Below are 17556 nucleotides of genomic sequence, written 5' to 3'. Positions count from 1 at the left end.
TGTTCTAGTTTAAGTCACAATAGGGCGCAAGCTATATTGCTAATTACGTTCGCTTCTTATGTTTGTTTCTTACGTTTGCTGATAGGAGAAGCCGAAAGGGGCGCCTTCGATTATGGATAGCGATTTGTTGGACTTTTCATTAAACTGAATTTTTAAAGATTGTTAGCTTGTCCCATTTTTTATTAATATCCAGGAAGATGAAAATGCAAAAGATCACGATCTTAAAGGGGAATATTGTATTTACGGCTGTAGCAGAAAAGTTTGAGGTTTATGCCGATAGCTTTATTGTTTCCGTCGATGGATATATTAAGGGGATTTTTAAAACCCTTCCGGAAACCTACCAAAATGAGCAAGTCATTGATCATGGAAATCGTTTAATTATTCCAGGATTTGTTGATCTTCATTTACACGCTGCTCAGTTCCCTCAATGTGGTGTGGGAATGACCCATCAGCTTTTGCAATGGTTAGAAGATTACACCTTCGATTTAGAAAGGGAGTATCAAAACCCAGAGTTTGCTGAAAAAGTATACACAGCCTTTGTCGACAAATTAGTCGCTTATGGCACTTTACGTTCCTGTATGTTTGCATCCTCTTCGACTCAAGGAACAGAAATCCTTTTTGAAATTTTGAAGAAGAAAGGGCTGGGTGCGCTTGTTGGTAAAGTCAATATGGACACCAATGCCCCGGACTTTATCATCGAATCTACAGCAGGTTCTTTAAAAGGAACTGAGTATTTAATTAATAAATACAAGGATGAACCACTGGTTCGGCCTGTTATTACTCCTCGCTTTGCGCCCACTTCAACATCGCAATTATTAAAAGGATTAGGAGATTTGGCCATTAAATATGGCCTACCAGTTCAGTCGCATGTGAGTGAAAACCCGGATGAGATTGCTTGGGTTAAGGCGCTTTTTAATGATGCCAAAAACTATTCAGACGTTTACCACCAAAATCAATTATTTGGTCAAACTCCAACTGTTATGGCACACGCGATTCATCTTGAGAAAGAGGAAATTGAATTAGCTTTAAAAAACAATGTTTTTTTAATCCATTGTCCAGATTCCAATATCAATGTTCGCAGTGGCATTATGCCGATTCGTCAATATTTAAATATGGGGCTGAAAATCGGCTTGGGAAGTGATATTGCTGGTGGCCATAAAATTGGCATGAACGAAGCAGTTGTCAGAGCAATTCAGTTATCTAAATTGTACAGTTTAGAGCACCCAGATGATAAGCCAATATCGATTTCAGAAGGGGTTTATCTCGGTACTAAAGGTGGCGGTGAATTTTTTGGAAAAACCGGCAGTTTTGAAAACGGCTATGCTTTAGATGCGTTGGTGATCGAAGATGATGAGTTCACATCTGAGCGCTATTCTCTGGAGGATAGATTAGAGCGATTTATCTATATTGGCGATGATCGCAATATTATTGCTCGATATGTTGAAGGAAATGCTATTTAGCTTCGTATATACCCGTTGCCATTCAAGATGCAAAGTTCAGCAAGTTGTGAGGTGAGTAGCTTCTAGGCAGAAAGTTGAAGATCTAACTGGTTCAATCAAGACTTTCTAACAACGAAGATGCTTGCCTCAAAACTTGCCCTGTGGGTCGCTAGCTCGAAAAGCAATTCTGCGTTACAACATTCGATAAGGACTAGTCATTGTCATCACGTTGCGCCTTGCCTTGCAGTCCGAGCTAACGACTGAACAAAGCATCTCGATTGGTAACGGGTATACATATTTAACCTCAATTCTGGATACGTTAATTTACTAAGGAGTTATGCATAACTATGGTTGATTTTAGTCGACTGGCCTATGTTGATCTTGAAACGACAGGCGGTAAGCCAACCCGAGATAGTATTACTGAGATTGCCATCGTACAAACCCTAGATGGGGTGGTAACAAATAAGTGGCAATCGCTGGTTTGCCCTGATACTTACATCCCGTTGATGATTCAAAAGCTGACCGATATTACGCCGGAGATGGTTGCTGATGCACCGAATATAGACGAGCTGATCCCGACGATTATTGAGATGTTTGAAGGGCATGTTGTTGTCGCGCATAATGCCCGATTTGATGTGAGCTTTTTACGCAATGCCTTTAAACAATATGGTGTCGAATTTAAGTATCCAGTTGTTTGCACTGTTAAGCTTTCACGAAAAATGTACCCTCAATTTAAAGTGCATAACCTTGACAGTATCATTAAGCGCTTTGATTTAAGCTGTGATGCACGCCATAGAGCAATGGGTGATACAGCGGCGTTACCGCAGTTAGTGTCACGTATGATAGATGATTGTAATGCGGAGAATGTATTCAGCTGCCATGCAATCACAGCAAAAACTTTCTAGTATTCCACCTCATTTAAACCCTGAACTATTCGATAAAATGCCCAATGAACACTAGGGTTTATTTATTCTATGGAGAAGGTGGTAACTTATTATACGTGGGTAAAAGCGTACAAATTAGAGCCCGTGTTATTTCTCACTTCTCTAGTGATTATCGTCATGACCGAGAAATGCGTATCGCGCAACAGGTGCACAATATTGAATGGATTGTCACTGCTGGTGAGTTTAGCGCGTTGATTTTAGAGTCAGAGTTAGTGAAGTCGCGTTCGCCTTTATTTAACAGGAAGCTACGTAAACAAAAAACGCTGTTCACCCTGTATTGGGAAGATGATTTTAAAGAAGCAGTTTCGACACCCAAAATTATTGATATAAACAGCCTAAGCACTGAGTCAAAAAAAGCGTCATTAGAAAATACCTATGGCCTCTATAAAGGACGAAAAGGCGCAAATGATTCACTGCGTAAATTGAAAGACGAACATAATTTATGCGCGATTCAACTGGGCTTAGAAAAAGGCAAAGGGCCTTGTTTTGCTTATCAACTTAAAAAATGTAAAGGCATCTGTTGCGGTAAAGAAAACCCACTTATGTATCAAATTCGCATGAAGCAGGCTTTAGCCCCCATTAAAATTAAAGGTTGGCCATACCCAGGTGCTATTGGCATCAAAGAATACAATGAAGAAAGCGATATAAGTTGTATTCATATTATTTCGCATTGGCTGTATTTAGGTAATGTGAGTAATGAAAGTGAGTTGGAATATTTTGATTTTGATAAGACGGTTAAACTCGATACCGATTTTTATAAGATATGTATCTCTCAACTACAAAAGAAGCATACACTTATCACCTTATAAAATATTGAGAATACTATTAAGAATGAAATTCCGGTTAATGTGTATTTGATTTTCAATCATTAGGCTGAAAATCAAAATTCTACAACTGTATTTCCCAAACAGCTCACAAGGGCTAATATTGCGATACATTTTTCTTCGGGGATTATTATGAAAGTAGAATTAGAAACAATACTGAAACGTCAAGCAATGAAGATATTATCAGAATTTCACTCTTCTAAAGAGCCTGTATTAATTACCGAACATGGTCAACCATCAGCATACCTTGTCGATTTTGAGCACTTCGAATTTATGCAAAAACGTATGCAAATTTTTGAGGCCTTCGCTAAAGGCGAACAAGCAATAAGCTGTGGGGAAACCAAATCTAATATTGAAGCTAAAAAGGATATGAATAAATGGCTCAAATAATTTAGACAAATCCTGCTCTTGAAGAATTAAACGATATAGCTGAATATATTGCATTGAGTAATTTTCTGTCTGCTAAAAAATTGGTGGCAAAAATATTTGATAAAGTTGAACGCCTTGAGGATTTTCCTGAATCAGGAAAAAAGCCGGTAGAATTAAACAACTTTAATTATCGGGAAGTTGTTGTATTTTTACAAAATAGAAAACGATAAGGTTTATATTTTACATGTTATTCGTATTTTTCATCTATCGGAGGGTATTTTATGGAAATTGATGAAGACAAAATTGATGATGCAACCTTGGCTCTGTTTTATCTCACCTTGCACGATAAATGTAGAGCATGGAAACAAGTTGACTGGGAGGTAACGAATAGGTTGTTTGAAAAGGGATTAATTTGTAATCCGGTTGGAAAAACAAAATCTGTTGTTTTAACGGAAGAAGGTTTACAAAAATCGGAAGAGTTGTTTAATAAATTATTTTCAAAGTAACTATTCTTTCAACAGTGTTAAGTAGTGCCTTTTTTCTAAGTTGCAATGGAGCACAAAGAGAGATAGAAAGTTATCTAATTCCATTAATAAATATTTCCTTAGACAGTTTGCTATACTTTTATAACACGTTGGCACATAATTTTAATTTTCTGTGGTTGTTATGGAATTATTCTGTCTAATAATACGGTTTATACATTAATTAATGTTGGAGCTCATATTTTGTTAATTGGTCAAGTTGCTGAACTTACAGGCGCTACTCGTAAGGCTATTCGTCATTATGAAACGATAGAATTAATACCATCTCCAAAAGAAGCGGCACTTATCGAATTTATAGCGAGCATGACGTAATGGTAATAAGTATGATTCGACAAGCTCAAACCCTAGGGTTTAGTCTCAAGGAGCTTAAAGATATTGTATCTAAAAAAATTACCGATCAAAAACTTCCTCTCCCGCTTGTTTCTGCCCATATCGACGACAAAATAACCGAATTGAAAAAAGAATCGGAGGCCTTGCAGTCTAAGATTATAAAATTAAATCAATTTAAAATTGATTTAATTAAAGAATTTTCTTGACCTTACCCTTAAGGGCAAGGGTTATATTTATCTCTAAACTTATCAACGGAGATATTTATAATGGAAAATTTAAATTTCAATAACAAGACGGTATTAATCACAGGGGCATCTTCTGGTATTGGTAAAGAGTTCGCTCATCAATTGTCTAGTCTGAAAGCAAACTTAATAATCACAGCGAGAACAAAAAGTGATCTTGTTGATTTAGCTAAAATATTACAATCTGAGAATCCAAGTATTTGGGTAAAAACGATAGATTTAGACCTTAGCGAACCTGCTGGCGCCCAATTGCTATTTTCAAAAATTAACGACATGGGGCTATCAGTCGACTTTCTAATAAATAATGCTGGATTTGGTAAGTTCTGTGAATTTTCAGGCGAAACTTATTCAAACTATAATACAATGATGATGTTAAATATGAATGCCCTTGTCGAGCTTACTCACTTATTTCTTCCACATATGAAGGAGAAAAATAGTGGAGGTATTATTAATGTTGGATCTACGGGATCTTTTCAACCTTTGCCTTATCAAGCTATATATGGCGCATGTAAAGCTTTCGTATTAAGCTTCTCAGAAGCTTTATCAGGTGAATTGTTAGATACAAATATTCGAGTTATGGCTTTATGTCCTGGTGTAACCGAATCTAAATTTATGAAAAGAGCAAATGCTGACACATCACAAATGAAGTTTTCATCTCCCAAGAAAGTTGTGAGCTCAGCATTAAGTGCATATGGTAAAAACCGCGTATATGTAATACCTGGTTGCGTTAATTATTTAACCTCATTAATTCCTCGGTTTATTTCACGAAAGAAAACAATAAAAATTGTTGCCAACATGTTCACACATAGTGTGGTAGGCATTAAAAACTAAAAATACATGACAAAAATTAAGACTTTTGGAAAAAATTTAGCGCAAGTTATTGAGTAACTATTCTTTGCTTATCTTACATTGAAATAATTAATATCATATCCGTTTATTTGAGTGCATTTTTGAATAAATGGCTCACGATTAATGGATAAATAGGTGGTTTATACTACCTATACTCAAACTGTCATTTATGCATTTATTAAAGGGGACACTTAAGGGATAAAATCGTTTCAAAATCAGATTCTAGATATGTTGGCGTTATAATTGCAATTTGAATTATTTAAGCACACTTTGTAAGGTTTAAATATATGATTCCTATTATTGATCATTCAGTATTAACGTTTGAATCCTTATTATCTGGATTCCATAAACGTAGCATCTCTTTGAATACAATATTAAGTAACCCACAGGATCCAGAAAACCAAGTGTTCTATATTGTTTCAGGTACATTGCGTGTTTATTTAAGTTATGAGGATAAAGTATTTACCTTAGCGTTATTAAGTGCGGGTGATGTTTATTGCACACATACACGAGCCTATGTAGAAGCGATAGAAGAAAGCGAGGTTTATTTTTCTGATTTACGTACTTTTTCACAACGTTTGCAGGAACATCCTAAGTTAGTTGGGGCTGTAACACGTGTGTTATCTAGCACATTATCTGGGTGTATTGATACGATTGAAAACTTAGCATTTAGAGATGTGCGCTCTCGATTTGCTTGTTTTTTGCTAAGTCAGTTGCAAGATGAAAAAAATATGTCCTCGCTTTCAATTAAGTTACCTTTTAGCACTGAGCTCCTTGCGCAATCAATTGGTACCTCTAGGCAAACCTTATCTAGCATCATTTCAGATTTGCAAAAAAACGGTATTTTAGAGCGTAAAGGAAAAGGTTTTTTGTTGATTCTTGATAAAGAAAAGTTAATAAAAATAGCTAATTTATAAGTGTTTGTCAGCTAGCTGACAGACGCTTATAAATGCACCGTATAAAATACTAACCTCAAATAATTTAATTTTTAGGAGGTAGTATGTTACAAAAATCCGATAATCATAATACTGTACAACTTAATAGTGTTAGTGCCGAATCCACAGATCGTTATGTTTCATTTTGCGGTTTAGATTGTGATTTAAAAGCAGATCGATTGATGGAAATGCTTGAGAGTAATCTTAATGCAGGAAAGGGCGATCAAAAATGGCATGTTTATTTTAAGGATAGGATTGCGTTACAACAAAAAATTAAAAACGATAATCTTAATTTTGTTGGACATCAGACTAATACTTTATACGAATATTTTGAGCAATGTGCAGACAAAGAAGCACAAATTTTATTGTATGATATAGAGCAAAACTGTTGCTAAACAAACAATGTTGATTGTTCAGCCATTGTATTTTTGTTCGGTGACAACCATTTTCCCTATTATCTTTTAGATGTAGGGGATAAAAGTAGCCCATCCGTTTAGCAACTTACTCTATCTTACAAACAGTGCTTTGTTGCTTTGATTATTAGCTGGCCCCAATACCGAGCCAGAATTGTTATTTTTATAAACTTTCTGGATAAAGCTTTCATATCTCACTTTTGGGTGTTTGCTACTTAGCTTTATAGCGCGCTTAAGGGCATAAAGCGACTTAGCCTTTTGATTAATCCTACAGAAATATGACCAAACAAACTAATCTACTCTGGTTGAAAAACTAACCGACGATAGTGGCTAGCGCCTTAATGGGAAGTCATTATGTCTATCCAGCAATAGCGACATACGTCACTAAGAATACCCCCTTAGCTAACTCGCCATGCTTACTTTCAAATCTATGAGGAGTTGAAGCATTAAAGGAAGTCATTTGCCCTGACTTTAAATTCACGACTTCATTGACAAGGTAGATCGTTAATTTTCCTTGTTCTAGCCAGATATATTTAGTTGCTCCTGGAATGTTGGCAGAGAAAGCCGTTTTTCCATATTCCGAAAAATGAAAGTAATAAAAATCAGTTGGGATCTTGCCCGTCTTTGTCATTAGTTGATGGCAAACAAAAGAGCTTTTTTATTACTTATTTTATTATTTTCACTTGGCTCAAAAATTTTTATCTTTATTGAGTCATGAGGTGCTTGTACTAAGTCGCCAATTTTTATATTCATTGCGTCGGCTAGCTTAGATAGAACAACAATCGTTGGACTGGTTTTTTCGCTCTCAATTTGAGAAATCATTGAGCGACTAACCCCCGAACGGTTTGCTAAAGATTGAAGGCTTTCTCCATTTGCTTGTCTGTAACTTCTAATAAAAGAACTAATATGGTTTTGTAACACAAATCCTCCGTTATATTGGATATCGTGCATTATAGTGTATTTATAAGTTTTGAAAAAAGATACTCTTAATTCTCAAATTCTAATTTAAGGTTAATCATGATGAAAAAACGTATTGTTGCAATTACTGGCGGGAACTCAGGTATAGGACTTGCCACTACAAATCTATTTTTACAAAAAGGCTACAAGGTCGCTATCTTCGCTCAATCGCAGGATTCATTAAATGATATTAAAACTAAAGATCCTGATAATATTTTCATATTTTCAGGGAATGTAGCGTGTTTAAATGATTTAGATAATTTTTATAAATCATGTTTTGAACAATGGGGCAGTATTGATAGTGTTATTGCAAATGCTGGTATAGCTAAGCCTCTAAACATAGAAGAAGTTACTGAAAGCAGTTTTGATGAAACAATGAACGTGAATGTAAAAGGTGTCTTTTTTACCGTACAAAAGTCATTACCATACCTAAGTGACAAAGCCTCTATGGTTTTAGTTTCCTCGATTCAAGCACAAAAAGGGGCTGGTATTTGGTCAGTTTATGGAGCTTCAAAGGCTTCTGTACGTTCTCTTGCTCGTTCTTTCGCTCATGATTTAGGTGCTAAAGGAATAAGAGTTAATACAATTTCTCCTGGTGTTACAGAAACACCTATATTTGATAAATTTGGCTTCGGAGATAACCTTCCTTCTATTATTGAATCAGTTAAATCGAGTACACCGCTTGGGCGTATTGGCGAGCCCAATGAAATTGCTAAAGCAATTTACTTTTTAGCGTCTGAATCTGCATCGTTTATTACAGGCTCAGATTTACAAGTTGACGGAGGGTTGGCTCAAATATAATGGTGAGGAATCAAACCTTAACCTTCTTAAAGTTAGGGAGATCCACTGGAGAAAGTAGCTATCTATACGGAAGAGCTTCTAAAAAATCGTTATGATAATTTCCTTGCTGATTTTTCAGAAAGTGCCGGTGATATATCATATGGCCAAATCTATTCAAGAGGAGACCTCGATTTAAAAACTAGATTTCTTATTTCTATCTCGTTTGGGGCACATTGCACCCTAGGGAAATGCTACATTGGACTCAAAGTTAGTGGCCATAATCACTTAACCACAACACCTTAGTCGATTCAAGCAGATAAGTTGACGATACCGGACTGATTTTACCTTTTTATTAAACAAACAAAGTCGCCTAAGTTTATAGTTACTTTTCGGCGACTTTAAGATAGCTCCTTTCCTATTATTTCTGCCAAAATTTTTTATTTGCCTCAATTATTACATCATTTTTAGAGAGACCGATGTCTTTGAGGCGATCAGCATCTTCTATTAACCCTTTTAGTTCATGCCGTTGTTCTGCTCTTTCTTGCCAGTATTGAAGAGTATCAAATGCATTACTTACACTCTGTTTGAGGTTAAGTAACACTTGATAAGGGCGTTTCTTTTGTCCGATAGTGGCACCGAATTTTGAAGTATTCATAGGCTATTCAACTGCTGAAGGTTGTGTTGAAGAATACTGTTTGTACAAGTACGCGCAATACCTGACTTGCTAAGGTCAGTGTGCCAATTGACATCTTCTTGCGATAAACAATCTGCATGGTTTATCCCTGTATTCTCCCCTTTGTTACTTTGCGCGACGACACCGCCGACTAAAAATAACGTCAATATTGAAGCTGAAACTGTTAATGATGTTTTCATAATGTACCTCCTTTAATTGATTTCGTAACTAGATTAGAAGGTTGACACACATTTAACAAACGAATACATTTGATGTAATACATCAATTAATCTTAGGTATTAAAACATGTCAGATAATTTGGATATTGAATTGCTACGCACGTTGATTGCGATTGCTGATACAGGCAGTTATGGCAAGGCGAGCGTTAACAGTGCATCGATCGCAATCTGCGATAAGTATGCAGATGAAGCGTTTGGAAGAGACTGTAAAACAACCATTATTTGAGAAACAAGGGCGTCGTTCGGTGCTCACCTCGCATGGCGAAAACCTTTTATTGTATGCAAGAAGAATCGTTAAATTACAAGACGAAGTGATGTCGACCTTAGGTGATCCTGAAATACATGGTAACGTACGATTTGGTGTGTGTGATGATTATATGGTGAGGTTGATGCCACCAATATTAGTCAGTTATGCAGAAAAATACCCGAATGTTCACATCAATTTAAGTTCGGAAAGTAGTACGCAACTTATTGCCAATACACTAAGTGGGGACTTGGATTTTTCATTGGTGAATTTACACGCCAATGAACAAGGGTTTGAATCATTGAACAGCGATGCTTTGGTGTGGGTCTGTTCAAAAAACAACCTTACCCACGAGCAAGATCCATTGCCTATTGCTGTAGAAAATGGTTGTACTTGGGGGAAGTGGGCACAGCAGAGTTTGGAGAATGCAGGTATCAATTATCGATTAGCGTATTCTACGTTTAACCATGCAGGGATTTTAGCCTTTGTTGAATCTGGTCTTGCCGTTTCAGTTATGTCACTAAGTACTGGTTCCACCGACATTACGTATTCTTAGAGAAGCTGATGGATTTCCTGCTTTACCGACTACTTCAATTGGGTTGGTGCAAAAGCCTACTTTTTTGACGCCAGCTGCACGCAAACTTGCTGATCATGTTCGCCAAGAGATAAGCATGAACCTCGCTAAAGTGACCTGATTTTAAATCAATCGAGAATATGATTACATAGTTGAAATAAACATATCTGGTCTATCATTAAAAAAGGCTGATAATCATCATATTATCAGCCTTTTTGGGCTTAATAGCACTTAGGTTTGCTTATTTTTACAACACGCAATCCACAAAATAAGTGGTTTTACCATCATGCGTCTCTGCGACTAAACCATGTATGAAGGTTTCAAAACCCGGTAGCTGTTGGTTAAAGTCACGTGCGAATTTTAAGTATTTAACAATGGTTTCGTTAAATACTTCACCCGGTACAAGTAGTGGAATACCCGGTGGGTATGGTGTCAGCATTACGGCGGTAACACGGCCCACTAACTCATCAATTGGCACACGCTCAATTTTCTTGTGTGCCATTTTAGCAAAGGCATCCGCTGGGATCATCGCAGGTACTAAATCAGACAGGTACATTGATGTGGTCAACCTAGCTACATCGTGTTGCGTATAAACCTGATGTATTTGGTTACATAAATCACGTAGCCCGGTGCGTTCATATTGTGGGAATTGGCCAATAAACTCAGGCAGAATACGCCACAGCGGGGCATTTTTATCGTAGTCATCTTTGAACTGTTGTAATGACGTTACCATGGTGTTCCAACGGCCTTTAGTGATACCAATGGTAAACATGATAAAGAATGAATATAAGCCTGTTTTTTCAATGACAACGCCGTGTTCTGCTAGGTATTTTGCAACAATCGCCGCTGGAATTCCGGTGTCATTAAAACCACCGTCTGTGTTTAATCCCGGTGTTAAAATGGTTGCTTTAATTGGATCAAGCAGGTTAAAACCTTCTTCTATCGCACCAAAACCATGCCAATCTTCATCGGCTCTAAGCTCCCAAGATTCACGTTCGTCTAAGCCTTCATCGGTTAAATCATCAGGGCCCCACACTTTAAACCACCAGTCATCTCCGTATTCGTCGTCGACTTTGCGCATTGCACGGCGAAATTCTAAGGCTTCTTCTAATGATTCTTCAACGAGTGCAGTACCTGCTGGCGCTTCCATCATTGACGCGACTACGTCACAAGATGCAATAATGGCATACTGTGGGCTGGTGGACATGTGCATTAAATATGCTTCATTAAATAAGTCAGTATCTAACTGATTATTAGTGGCGTTTTGCACCAGTATTTGTGAAGCTTGTGATAGGCCAGCCAATAGTTTGTGAGTTGATTGTGTTGAGAATACCATTGAGCTATCACAAGGTGTACGGTCTTCACCAATTGCATGGTAATCACCGTAAAAGTCATGGAATGCCGCGTGTGGCAACCATGCTTCATCAAAATGTAAGCTGTCGATTTCACCGTCTAATAATGTTTTTATCTCTTCTACATTATACAAAATACCATCATAGGTAGATTGTGTGATGGTTAAAATACGCGGTTTTAAAATTGCATCGTCTTCTAATAATTGTTTAATAAAGGGATTTTTTTCCATCTTTTCGCGAATTCTTGCAGGTTCAAATTCTTTGCGCGGAATAGGGCCAATAATGCCGTAATGGTTGCGCGTTGGCATAAGGAACACAGGGATTGCGCCAGTCATCATTATTGCGTGCAAAATGGATTTATGACAATTACGGTCCACCACTACAATATCATTACGGGCGACGGTCGAATTCCAAACAATTTTATTAGAAGTAGAGGTACCGTTGGTCACAAAGAACAGGTGATCGGCATTAAAAATACGGGATGCATTACGCTCTGATGCGGCAATTGCGCCAGTGTGGTCTAATAATTGGCCTAACTCTTCTACGGCATTACATACATCAGCACGCGACATGTTTTCACCAAAAACTGGTGGAACATTCTGCCCACTGGGGATTTTAAGAAGGCAACACCACCTGAGTGACCTGGGCAATGCCAAGAGTACGAACCATCTTCTGCGTAATGGGTGAGTGCTTTAAAAAAGGGTGGTGCTAAGCTGTCTAGGTAGCTTTTAGCTTCACGAATAATATGTTTCGCCACAAAATCAGGGGTATCTTCGTGCATGTGTATAAAGCCATGTAATTCACGCAGAATTTGATTTGGAATATGACGTGCTGTACGTGTTTCACCGTACAAGTAGATTGGAATTTCTGGGTTACGATGACGGATGTTATCAACAAATTTTTGTAATTCAGACAGCACTGCTTGCGCATCTTCTTCGCTACCATTACCAAACTCTTCATCATCAATGGATAAAATAAAACCCGATGCACGACTTTGTTGCTGTGCAAAGGAGGCTAAATCACCGTAATGCGTATAACCAATGACACTCATATCAGCTTTTTCAATAGCTTCAGCCAGTTCTCGAATACCTGAACCACTGGTGTTTTCAGAGCGAAAATCTTCATCAATGATGATAATCGGAAAATCAAAACGCATGCTTCTTCCTTAATTTATGGAAATAAATTGAATTTTGATATTACCCTCAGGTATGGGGAACAGCAAGCGCCAATGACTATGTCAAAGAAGATGTTATGGTTTATGTGATTGCGCAATTTCTATCGTTGATTGGTATCTATTCTGCACTCCTTCAAAAAGAAGAAATTTTTAATAAATTAGGCTGTAAATGCTAAGGGTTAAACTATTTATGCTTAGTTCAAGCTTGTATGACATTTAAACTTTAAAAATATCAAAAAATGGGAGATTGTCAGTTAAACTATCCAATAATAATACTGATTGGATTAAACACATGGCTCACCACTACACTCCTACTTTTAAAGACTGGCTTTCTCTGTTGTTACTCATTCTGCTGTGGGGGACGTCTTTTATGTTTACCGCTGTCTCACTGCAAAGCTTTAGCCCTGTGGGTATAGTCTCTCTTAGAGTATTGATTGCGCGATTATCCTAACTACCTTTATGTATGCCAAAGGTTGGCGTTTACCTGCCGAACCATTGGCTTGGGCGATATTTTTACTGCTAGGTATTATGGGGAACTTGTTACCATTTCTTCTGATCTCTACAGGTCAGAAGGATATTAGCTCAGGTATTGCGGGACTGTTGATGGCATTTATGCCACTGGCGACAATGATTTTAGCACATTATTTTGTGTTAGGAGAAAGCCTTAATCGCTTTAAAATATTAGGCTTTGTGTTAGGTATTACTGGTGTAGTGATTGTACTTTCGCCATCCTTAGTAGGAACTCACACTAATTTACTGAGTGGCCTATTGATTTTACTTGCCACTTTTAGTTATGCGATAAATGCTATTTTAGTGAGAAGATTACCCTCCTATAACCCTGTTGTAACGGCGGCTGGCGTGATGATTATTTCCAGCATCGCTATAGTGCCATTGTGGCTATGGCAAGATTTACCCTGGCAACAAAGCTATTCTTTAAAAGCCATATTATCCATGTTGTGGTTAGGTATCGGCCCGACAGCGTTTGCCACCATGCTGTTGTTTGCAGTTATCGCCACGGCAGGTCCAACGTTCCTTTCTTACATTAATTACGTGATTCCTATCGTTGCCTATTTTACTGGCGCGCTTCTTTTGGGCGAAGCAATTGAATGGCACAGCCTAGCGGCCATGTTATTAATAATTTTAGGGATAGCGCTAACGCGCAAAAGAGTTTCTGATTGAAAAATCATAGCTACCACAAATCAGTAAGCAAATGGGTAATTGCCAACTTAAGCTTAAATAACTTAATGGCGTATATATTCTAGAGGTTGATCTTTAACTTCTTGTTAAACGGTTTATTTGCCTCCTGCCAAATCAATAAATGCTCCAGTTATATAAGATGCATCTTTTGATAAAAGAAAAGCAATCGATGAAGCGACTTCTTCAGGCTCTCCACCACGTTGAAGAGGAATTAAACTTTTCACTCGCTCAATACGATCTGGTTCACCCCCATCAGCATGCATCTCTGTATTGATAAATCCAGGTCTAACGCAATTAACGCGGATGTTATCCTTTGCAACTTCAAGAGATAGCCCTGTAGTAAAAGTATCGATGGCACCTTTAGAAGTCTGCGTAATCAATATACTCTGAGGGAGAGCCTAAACGAGATGCTACCGATGATACATTTACAATAGAGCCTCCATTTTTCATCCGTTTAATCGCTTCCTTGCTACATAAGAAATAGCTAGTAACATTAGTCGATAACACTTTGTTAATGCGCTCCGCAGACATTTCTGAGACACGCTTTTGTGTAAATAAAATGCCAGCATTGTTTACTAAATGTGTAATTTTACCTAAGGAGTTATCAATGATTTTAAATAAACGGATCACATCATTTTCATTTGATACGTCAGCTTGTACAGCAATTGCCTTGCCACCACTATCTTCAATCTCAGTTACCACATAATTCGCTTCTATTTCATTTGAAATATAATTAACGCAAACAGTGTAACCTAATTTAGCAAGGTGCTTTGCTGTTGTCGCTCCAATTCCTCTGGATCCGCCTGTTACTAATACGATTGAATTCATGGAAGCTCCATTTGCCGTTTAAACGCTTTATTATGCCTGCTCTAGCCCTTTCAAGGTACTCGGTACTATTATTTTATGAAACGGAGTTACGAAGAACATATAGATTTTACCAAATACATTGTTCACATGAACCACGGTGTTTGCATGAACGATTGCAGTTTCCCCTTCAGACTCAACTAGAAATGAAACTCGGACATTAAGGTGTTTATCACGGTCTTCTAATACAATTTCATTCTCAGTTAAACTGACCAACGTAAAAATACCGATTCGTTCACCTACTAAATATTCTGAACTTGACTTATCTTGGGATACGTCTTGTAGAGCACCCAAATTTTTCAAGCCGAATTTAGATACAACCCAGTTTCTCATGGACATCAGAAATGAAACCCAAGTAGGCGTTTGATTCACTATTTCAAGAAATACTTCAATAGCTGTTTGGTTATTGTTTTTTATTCTTCTCGAAAAGCTATCTTCGAAATATGAACCTTTTGAATACTCGCTCAATATTGATTTCGTGGGTATAGGCATAAACTCTCCATCAAAAAGAATAAAAGTATTATTAGACAGAATCATTCAGTATTTACGGTGTAAAGGCAACTACAGATTTACTCATAGTATATAAAAAATATCAGGCTTGGTTTTTCCCGAAAGCGAACATTACTCTACTCACTTATTTTTAGTTCTGTAACTCGATGTATGGACTCCGCAACTTTAGTGACTAGCCTAGAATTGCAAATTACGTGGAGTCCATATACGTCAAGGGCACTGAACGCCTCAGTACTTGCGGTATTTTTTACTCACGTTCTCCGAATTGCGAACAAAATGAGTTTGTTGATCTGGGCAAAATTGAACCGATAGTTTGAATCAATACTCATATAAGGACGTTAAATATGTTTCCAATCTAGATTACTGCATTCTCAATATGCAGTCTTAGTGTGCTAATCACTAAATTATGATCATCTTCCTGTGCTAACCCAGACACTGTGATTGCTCCGATTAAACCACTGCCTTTAAGGCGAATAGGAACGCGCCTCCATGAGCGCAGTATTGCTTGGCGTCGATATGTAGCTGTTTTTCAAACTCTCGTTGTTTGACGGCATTGTACTGGCCAAGGTAAAAAGAACTGTGCCCAAAGCGCATTACCGATTGGCGCTTTCGTCTTGCCCAATCCTGATTATCCATACTTGTTCCAGCCATCGCATAGCTAAATAGCACACGCTCAAATGCGTAAACTTCAATGGTCACTGTCGCTGAAATATTTTCCGCCACTAGTTTTAGCGCAGAACCCAGTTCCCATGCTGTATCATTGTTAAACTGGGTTAATTGCAACTCTGTCTCTTGGGCTAAAAGCTTTGATAAAATGTCATGATTCATTGATAGCACCGCTCATTACTTATTTACTGGTAGTGTTTTGCCTAAACGGCTACTTTCCATTGCTAGCTCGATTAGCTTGATATTCCATAACGAGTCTTCTGCTTTGACAGGTGGCGCCACATTGATGTGAATAGCATGCGCGATCTGTTGAAAGTATTGCTGATAACAACCACGTTCGGTCGCAATGGTTTCCACGTTATCTGCGCTATAAAACTGACCGTATTGCTTGGGTGTTTCATCCGACCACTCAGGGGTATTTGGTAATGCACCTGCAATCAAACGCTCTTCCTGTGGGTCTAATCCGTATTTTTCATAGCTACCGTTTGTTCCCTTTAGAGTGAAACGTTTGTTTAAGCCCGCGCTAAACAGATCTGCGTGCAAAGTCGTTAATTGATTCGGGTAATGCAGAACAAGGTTAAAGTAATCTACATTGGTAGAGCCTTCGCGCATAATTTCACATTGGGCGGTAATGGAATCAGGGATACCAAATAAAACCAGTGCTTGATCGATAAGGTGAGACCCCAAATCAAATAAAATACCGCCACCATTAGTTGCCTGTTCACGCCAACGTTGACGAACTTGAGGGCGGAAACGATCGAAATGGGATTCAAAATGCTTTAGATCACCAAAGCGTTTATCCTCAATCATCTTTTTACTGTTAGGAAGTCACCATCCCAGCGTCGATTGTGGTAGACGCTCAATACTAGTTTCTTTTCTTTTGCTAATGCAATTAGCGCTTCACCATCCACTACATTGGTAACAAATGGCTTTTCAATAATCACGTGTTTGCCATTCTCAAGCGCTTGCTTAGCTAAAGCAAAATGCACCTCGTTAGGCGCAGTAATGATCACAAGTTCAGCGTCAGACTTAATAAGTAAATCACTTCCCAAATCGTAGTGTTGTACATTAGGCCAGTCTTTGGCTACAAGATCGCCATTACTGGTACTCACAGCTGTAAATTCAAACTCAGGCAAGGTGCTGATAAAAGGGATGTGGAATGTTTTAGCCGAAAATCCGTAACCAATAACGGCGGTTTTGATTGGAGTATAAGCCATACTGTCTAACTCTCATTTTTTTGGGTAACCACTCTGCTGTAGGGTTACGATTCAGTGGATGTCATTTTATTGGGTAAAATGACTCATAAGTACATGATTGGTGCTTCGCTTAAATTTAATTACAAACGCTTACAAGGAAGATAAAAAACTAGTTTTTAATAATTATAATGCATTATTGCTTACGTCTTTTCAAGTGTATTTAATTAAAAGTATAACTGCTCC

At 37.8% G+C, this 17556-nt stretch carries 21 protein-coding genes and 4 pseudogenes; 15 read left to right on the top strand and 10 right to left on the bottom strand.

Annotation, left to right across the window (positions count from 1 at the left end):
* Positions 1-203 precede the first annotated feature (203 nt).
* The 11 genes and pseudogenes from ACLKMH_RS21865 to cowN all read left to right on the top strand — a co-directional run bounded on the left by ACLKMH_RS21865 (position 204) and on the right by cowN (position 6869).
* A complete protein-coding gene (locus ACLKMH_RS21865; RefSeq protein ID WP_413699950.1) occupies positions 204-1460 on the top strand; it encodes an amidohydrolase family protein in 1257 nt (418 codons plus the stop codon).
* Between the two features lie 326 nt (positions 1461-1786).
* Positions 1787-2344 (top strand): PolC-type DNA polymerase III, encoded by a 558-nt coding sequence (locus tag ACLKMH_RS21860; protein WP_413699949.1) that lies wholly within the window; start codon positions 1787-1789, stop codon positions 2342-2344.
* 95 nt (positions 2345-2439) lie between these two features.
* The gene (locus ACLKMH_RS21855) at positions 2440-3192 is read left to right on the top strand and encodes a hypothetical protein (RefSeq protein WP_413699948.1); all 753 of its coding nucleotides are present in this window, start codon (positions 2440-2442) and stop codon (positions 3190-3192) included.
* Between the two features lie 147 nt (positions 3193-3339).
* Positions 3340-3597 carry a type II toxin-antitoxin system Phd/YefM family antitoxin gene (locus ACLKMH_RS21850; protein WP_413699947.1) on the top strand — a complete coding sequence of 86 codons (258 nt, stop codon included), beginning with the start codon at positions 3340-3342 and terminating at the stop codon, positions 3595-3597.
* A 35-nt stretch (positions 3598-3632) separates the two neighbouring features.
* Positions 3633-3882: pseudogene (locus ACLKMH_RS21845) on the top strand (type II toxin-antitoxin system RelE/ParE family toxin); the annotation flags it as partial.
* On the top strand, positions 3858-4082 hold the full coding sequence (locus ACLKMH_RS21840) for a DUF6429 family protein (RefSeq protein ID WP_413699946.1): 225 nt from the start codon (positions 3858-3860) through the stop codon (positions 4080-4082). The pseudogene ACLKMH_RS21845 and the gene ACLKMH_RS21840, both read left to right, overlap by 25 nt.
* A gap of 219 nt (positions 4083-4301) precedes the next feature.
* Complete coding sequence (locus ACLKMH_RS21835; RefSeq protein WP_413699945.1) at positions 4302-4430, top strand: MerR family DNA-binding transcriptional regulator; 129 nt, start codon at positions 4302-4304, stop codon at positions 4428-4430.
* Positions 4430-4654 (top strand): MerR family DNA-binding protein, encoded by a 225-nt coding sequence (locus tag ACLKMH_RS21830; protein WP_413699944.1) that lies wholly within the window; start codon positions 4430-4432, stop codon positions 4652-4654. The genes ACLKMH_RS21835 and ACLKMH_RS21830 overlap by 1 nt, the downstream gene beginning before the upstream one ends.
* A 60-nt stretch (positions 4655-4714) precedes the next feature.
* On the top strand, positions 4715-5521 hold the full coding sequence (locus ACLKMH_RS21825) for an SDR family NAD(P)-dependent oxidoreductase (RefSeq protein ID WP_413699943.1): 807 nt from the start codon (positions 4715-4717) through the stop codon (positions 5519-5521).
* A 305-nt stretch (positions 5522-5826) separates the two neighbouring features.
* Positions 5827-6456 (top strand): Crp/Fnr family transcriptional regulator, encoded by a 630-nt coding sequence (locus tag ACLKMH_RS21820; protein ID WP_413699942.1) that lies wholly within the window; start codon positions 5827-5829, stop codon positions 6454-6456.
* 83 nt (positions 6457-6539) lie between these two features.
* Positions 6540-6869, top strand: a complete 330-nt coding sequence (gene cowN / locus ACLKMH_RS21815) for a N(2)-fixation sustaining protein CowN (protein WP_413699941.1) — start codon at positions 6540-6542, stop codon at positions 6867-6869.
* 376 nt (positions 6870-7245) lie between these two features.
* Here cowN and ACLKMH_RS21810 read toward each other — a convergent pair whose 3' ends face one another.
* Together ACLKMH_RS21810 and ACLKMH_RS21805 are read right to left on the bottom strand one after the other, a co-directional pair.
* Positions 7246-7518 carry a hypothetical protein gene (locus tag ACLKMH_RS21810; RefSeq protein WP_413699940.1) on the bottom strand — a complete coding sequence of 91 codons (273 nt, stop codon included), beginning with the start codon at positions 7516-7518 and terminating at the stop codon, positions 7246-7248.
* On the bottom strand, positions 7518-7808 hold the full coding sequence (locus ACLKMH_RS21805; protein ID WP_413699939.1) for a helix-turn-helix domain-containing protein: 291 nt from the start codon (positions 7806-7808) through the stop codon (positions 7518-7520). Before ACLKMH_RS21805 ends, ACLKMH_RS21810 begins: the two co-directional genes overlap by 1 nt.
* Before the next feature lie 96 nt (positions 7809-7904).
* On the opposite strand from ACLKMH_RS21805, the gene ACLKMH_RS21800 reads away from it, so the two are divergent.
* A complete protein-coding gene (locus ACLKMH_RS21800; protein WP_413699938.1) occupies positions 7905-8645 on the top strand; it encodes an SDR family NAD(P)-dependent oxidoreductase in 741 nt (246 codons plus the stop codon).
* A 397-nt stretch (positions 8646-9042) separates the two neighbouring features.
* Here the strand turns inward: ACLKMH_RS21800 and ACLKMH_RS21795 are convergent, their stop codons facing one another.
* Positions 9043-9279, bottom strand: coding sequence for a DUF1127 domain-containing protein (locus ACLKMH_RS21795; RefSeq protein WP_413699937.1), 237 nt, complete (start codon positions 9277-9279; stop codon positions 9043-9045).
* Positions 9276-9497: a hypothetical protein gene (locus tag ACLKMH_RS21790; RefSeq protein ID WP_413699936.1), complete on the bottom strand. Its 222-nt coding sequence runs from the start codon at positions 9495-9497 to the stop codon at positions 9276-9278. The genes ACLKMH_RS21795 and ACLKMH_RS21790 overlap by 4 nt, the downstream gene beginning before the upstream one ends.
* A 106-nt stretch (positions 9498-9603) precedes the next feature.
* On the opposite strand from ACLKMH_RS21790, the gene ACLKMH_RS21785 reads away from it, so the two are divergent.
* The gene (locus ACLKMH_RS21785) at positions 9604-9762 is read left to right on the top strand and encodes a hypothetical protein (protein ID WP_413699935.1); all 159 of its coding nucleotides are present in this window, start codon (positions 9604-9606) and stop codon (positions 9760-9762) included.
* Positions 9716-10336 carry a LysR family transcriptional regulator gene (locus tag ACLKMH_RS21780; RefSeq protein WP_413699934.1) on the top strand — a complete coding sequence of 207 codons (621 nt, stop codon included), beginning with the start codon at positions 9716-9718 and terminating at the stop codon, positions 10334-10336. The genes ACLKMH_RS21785 and ACLKMH_RS21780 overlap by 47 nt, the downstream gene beginning before the upstream one ends.
* 268 nt (positions 10337-10604) lie before the next feature.
* Here the strand turns inward: ACLKMH_RS21780 and ACLKMH_RS21775 are convergent.
* Positions 10605-12748 (bottom strand): annotated as a pseudogene (locus tag ACLKMH_RS21775) (Orn/Lys/Arg decarboxylase N-terminal domain-containing protein); the annotation flags it as partial.
* A 561-nt stretch (positions 12749-13309) separates the two neighbouring features.
* On the opposite strand from ACLKMH_RS21775, the gene ACLKMH_RS21770 reads away from it, so the two are divergent.
* A complete protein-coding gene (locus ACLKMH_RS21770; RefSeq protein WP_413702439.1) occupies positions 13310-14059 on the top strand; it encodes a DMT family transporter in 750 nt (249 codons plus the stop codon).
* A 113-nt stretch (positions 14060-14172) separates the two neighbouring features.
* Here the strand turns inward: ACLKMH_RS21770 and ACLKMH_RS21765 are convergent.
* The 5 genes and pseudogenes from ACLKMH_RS21765 to ACLKMH_RS21745 all read right to left on the bottom strand — a co-directional run bounded on the left by ACLKMH_RS21765 (position 14173) and on the right by ACLKMH_RS21745 (position 17334).
* A pseudogene (locus tag ACLKMH_RS21765) lies at positions 14173-14905 on the bottom strand (SDR family oxidoreductase).
* Between the two features lie 30 nt (positions 14906-14935).
* Positions 14936-15433, bottom strand: coding sequence for a DUF2867 domain-containing protein (locus ACLKMH_RS21760; RefSeq protein ID WP_413699933.1), 498 nt, complete (start codon positions 15431-15433; stop codon positions 14936-14938).
* Positions 15434-15806: 373 nt separating this feature from the next.
* A pseudogene (locus ACLKMH_RS21755) lies at positions 15807-16279 on the bottom strand (heme-degrading domain-containing protein).
* Positions 16280-16294: 15 nt separating this feature from the next.
* A complete protein-coding gene (locus tag ACLKMH_RS21750) occupies positions 16295-16927 on the bottom strand; it encodes a Gfo/Idh/MocA family oxidoreductase (protein WP_413699932.1) in 633 nt (210 codons plus the stop codon).
* Positions 16924-17334 (bottom strand): Gfo/Idh/MocA family oxidoreductase, encoded by a 411-nt coding sequence (locus ACLKMH_RS21745; RefSeq protein ID WP_413699931.1) that lies wholly within the window; start codon positions 17332-17334, stop codon positions 16924-16926. Before ACLKMH_RS21745 ends, ACLKMH_RS21750 begins: the two co-directional genes overlap by 4 nt.
* Between the last annotated feature and the right edge of the window lie 222 nt (positions 17335-17556).

Source organism: Psychromonas sp. KJ10-10 (assembly GCF_047323245.1).
GTDB lineage: Bacteria > Pseudomonadota > Gammaproteobacteria > Enterobacterales > Psychromonadaceae > Psychromonas.
This window is presented reverse-complemented; position numbering and strand designations above follow the sequence as displayed.

What these genes read in the sequence shown, in the direction of transcription:
- ACLKMH_RS21865 (WP_413699950.1), top strand. Translation starts at nt 204, where the DNA reads ATGCAAAAGATCACGATCTTAAAGGGGAATATTGTATTTACGGCTGTA.
- ACLKMH_RS21860 (WP_413699949.1), top strand. Translation starts at nt 1,787, where the DNA reads ATGGTTGATTTTAGTCGACTGGCCTATGTTGATCTTGAAACGACAGGC.
- ACLKMH_RS21850 (WP_413699947.1), top strand. Translation starts at nt 3,340, where the DNA reads ATGAAAGTAGAATTAGAAACAATACTGAAACGTCAAGCAATGAAGATA.
- ACLKMH_RS21840 (WP_413699946.1), top strand. Translation starts at nt 3,858, where the DNA reads ATGGAAATTGATGAAGACAAAATTGATGATGCAACCTTGGCTCTGTTT.
- ACLKMH_RS21830 (WP_413699944.1), top strand. Translation starts at nt 4,430, where the DNA reads ATGGTAATAAGTATGATTCGACAAGCTCAAACCCTAGGGTTTAGTCTC.
- ACLKMH_RS21825 (WP_413699943.1), top strand. Translation starts at nt 4,715, where the DNA reads ATGGAAAATTTAAATTTCAATAACAAGACGGTATTAATCACAGGGGCA.
- ACLKMH_RS21820 (WP_413699942.1), top strand. Translation starts at nt 5,827, where the DNA reads ATGATTCCTATTATTGATCATTCAGTATTAACGTTTGAATCCTTATTA.
- cowN (WP_413699941.1), top strand. Translation starts at nt 6,540, where the DNA reads ATGTTACAAAAATCCGATAATCATAATACTGTACAACTTAATAGTGTT.
- ACLKMH_RS21810 (WP_413699940.1), bottom strand. Translation starts at nt 7,518, where the DNA reads ATGACAAAGACGGGCAAGATCCCAACTGATTTTTATTACTTTCATTTT.
- ACLKMH_RS21800 (WP_413699938.1), top strand. Translation starts at nt 7,905, where the DNA reads ATGATGAAAAAACGTATTGTTGCAATTACTGGCGGGAACTCAGGTATA.
- ACLKMH_RS21795 (WP_413699937.1), bottom strand. Translation starts at nt 9,279, where the DNA reads ATGAATACTTCAAAATTCGGTGCCACTATCGGACAAAAGAAACGCCCT.
- ACLKMH_RS21790 (WP_413699936.1), bottom strand. Translation starts at nt 9,497, where the DNA reads ATGAAAACATCATTAACAGTTTCAGCTTCAATATTGACGTTATTTTTA.
- ACLKMH_RS21785 (WP_413699935.1), top strand. Translation starts at nt 9,604, where the DNA reads ATGTCAGATAATTTGGATATTGAATTGCTACGCACGTTGATTGCGATT.
- ACLKMH_RS21780 (WP_413699934.1), top strand. Translation starts at nt 9,716, where the DNA reads ATGCAGATGAAGCGTTTGGAAGAGACTGTAAAACAACCATTATTTGAG.
- ACLKMH_RS21760 (WP_413699933.1), bottom strand. Translation starts at nt 15,433, where the DNA reads ATGCCTATACCCACGAAATCAATATTGAGCGAGTATTCAAAAGGTTCA.
- ACLKMH_RS21750 (WP_413699932.1), bottom strand. Translation starts at nt 16,927, where the DNA reads ATGATTGAGGATAAACGCTTTGGTGATCTAAAGCATTTTGAATCCCAT.
- ACLKMH_RS21745 (WP_413699931.1), bottom strand. Translation starts at nt 17,334, where the DNA reads ATGGCTTATACTCCAATCAAAACCGCCGTTATTGGTTACGGATTTTCG.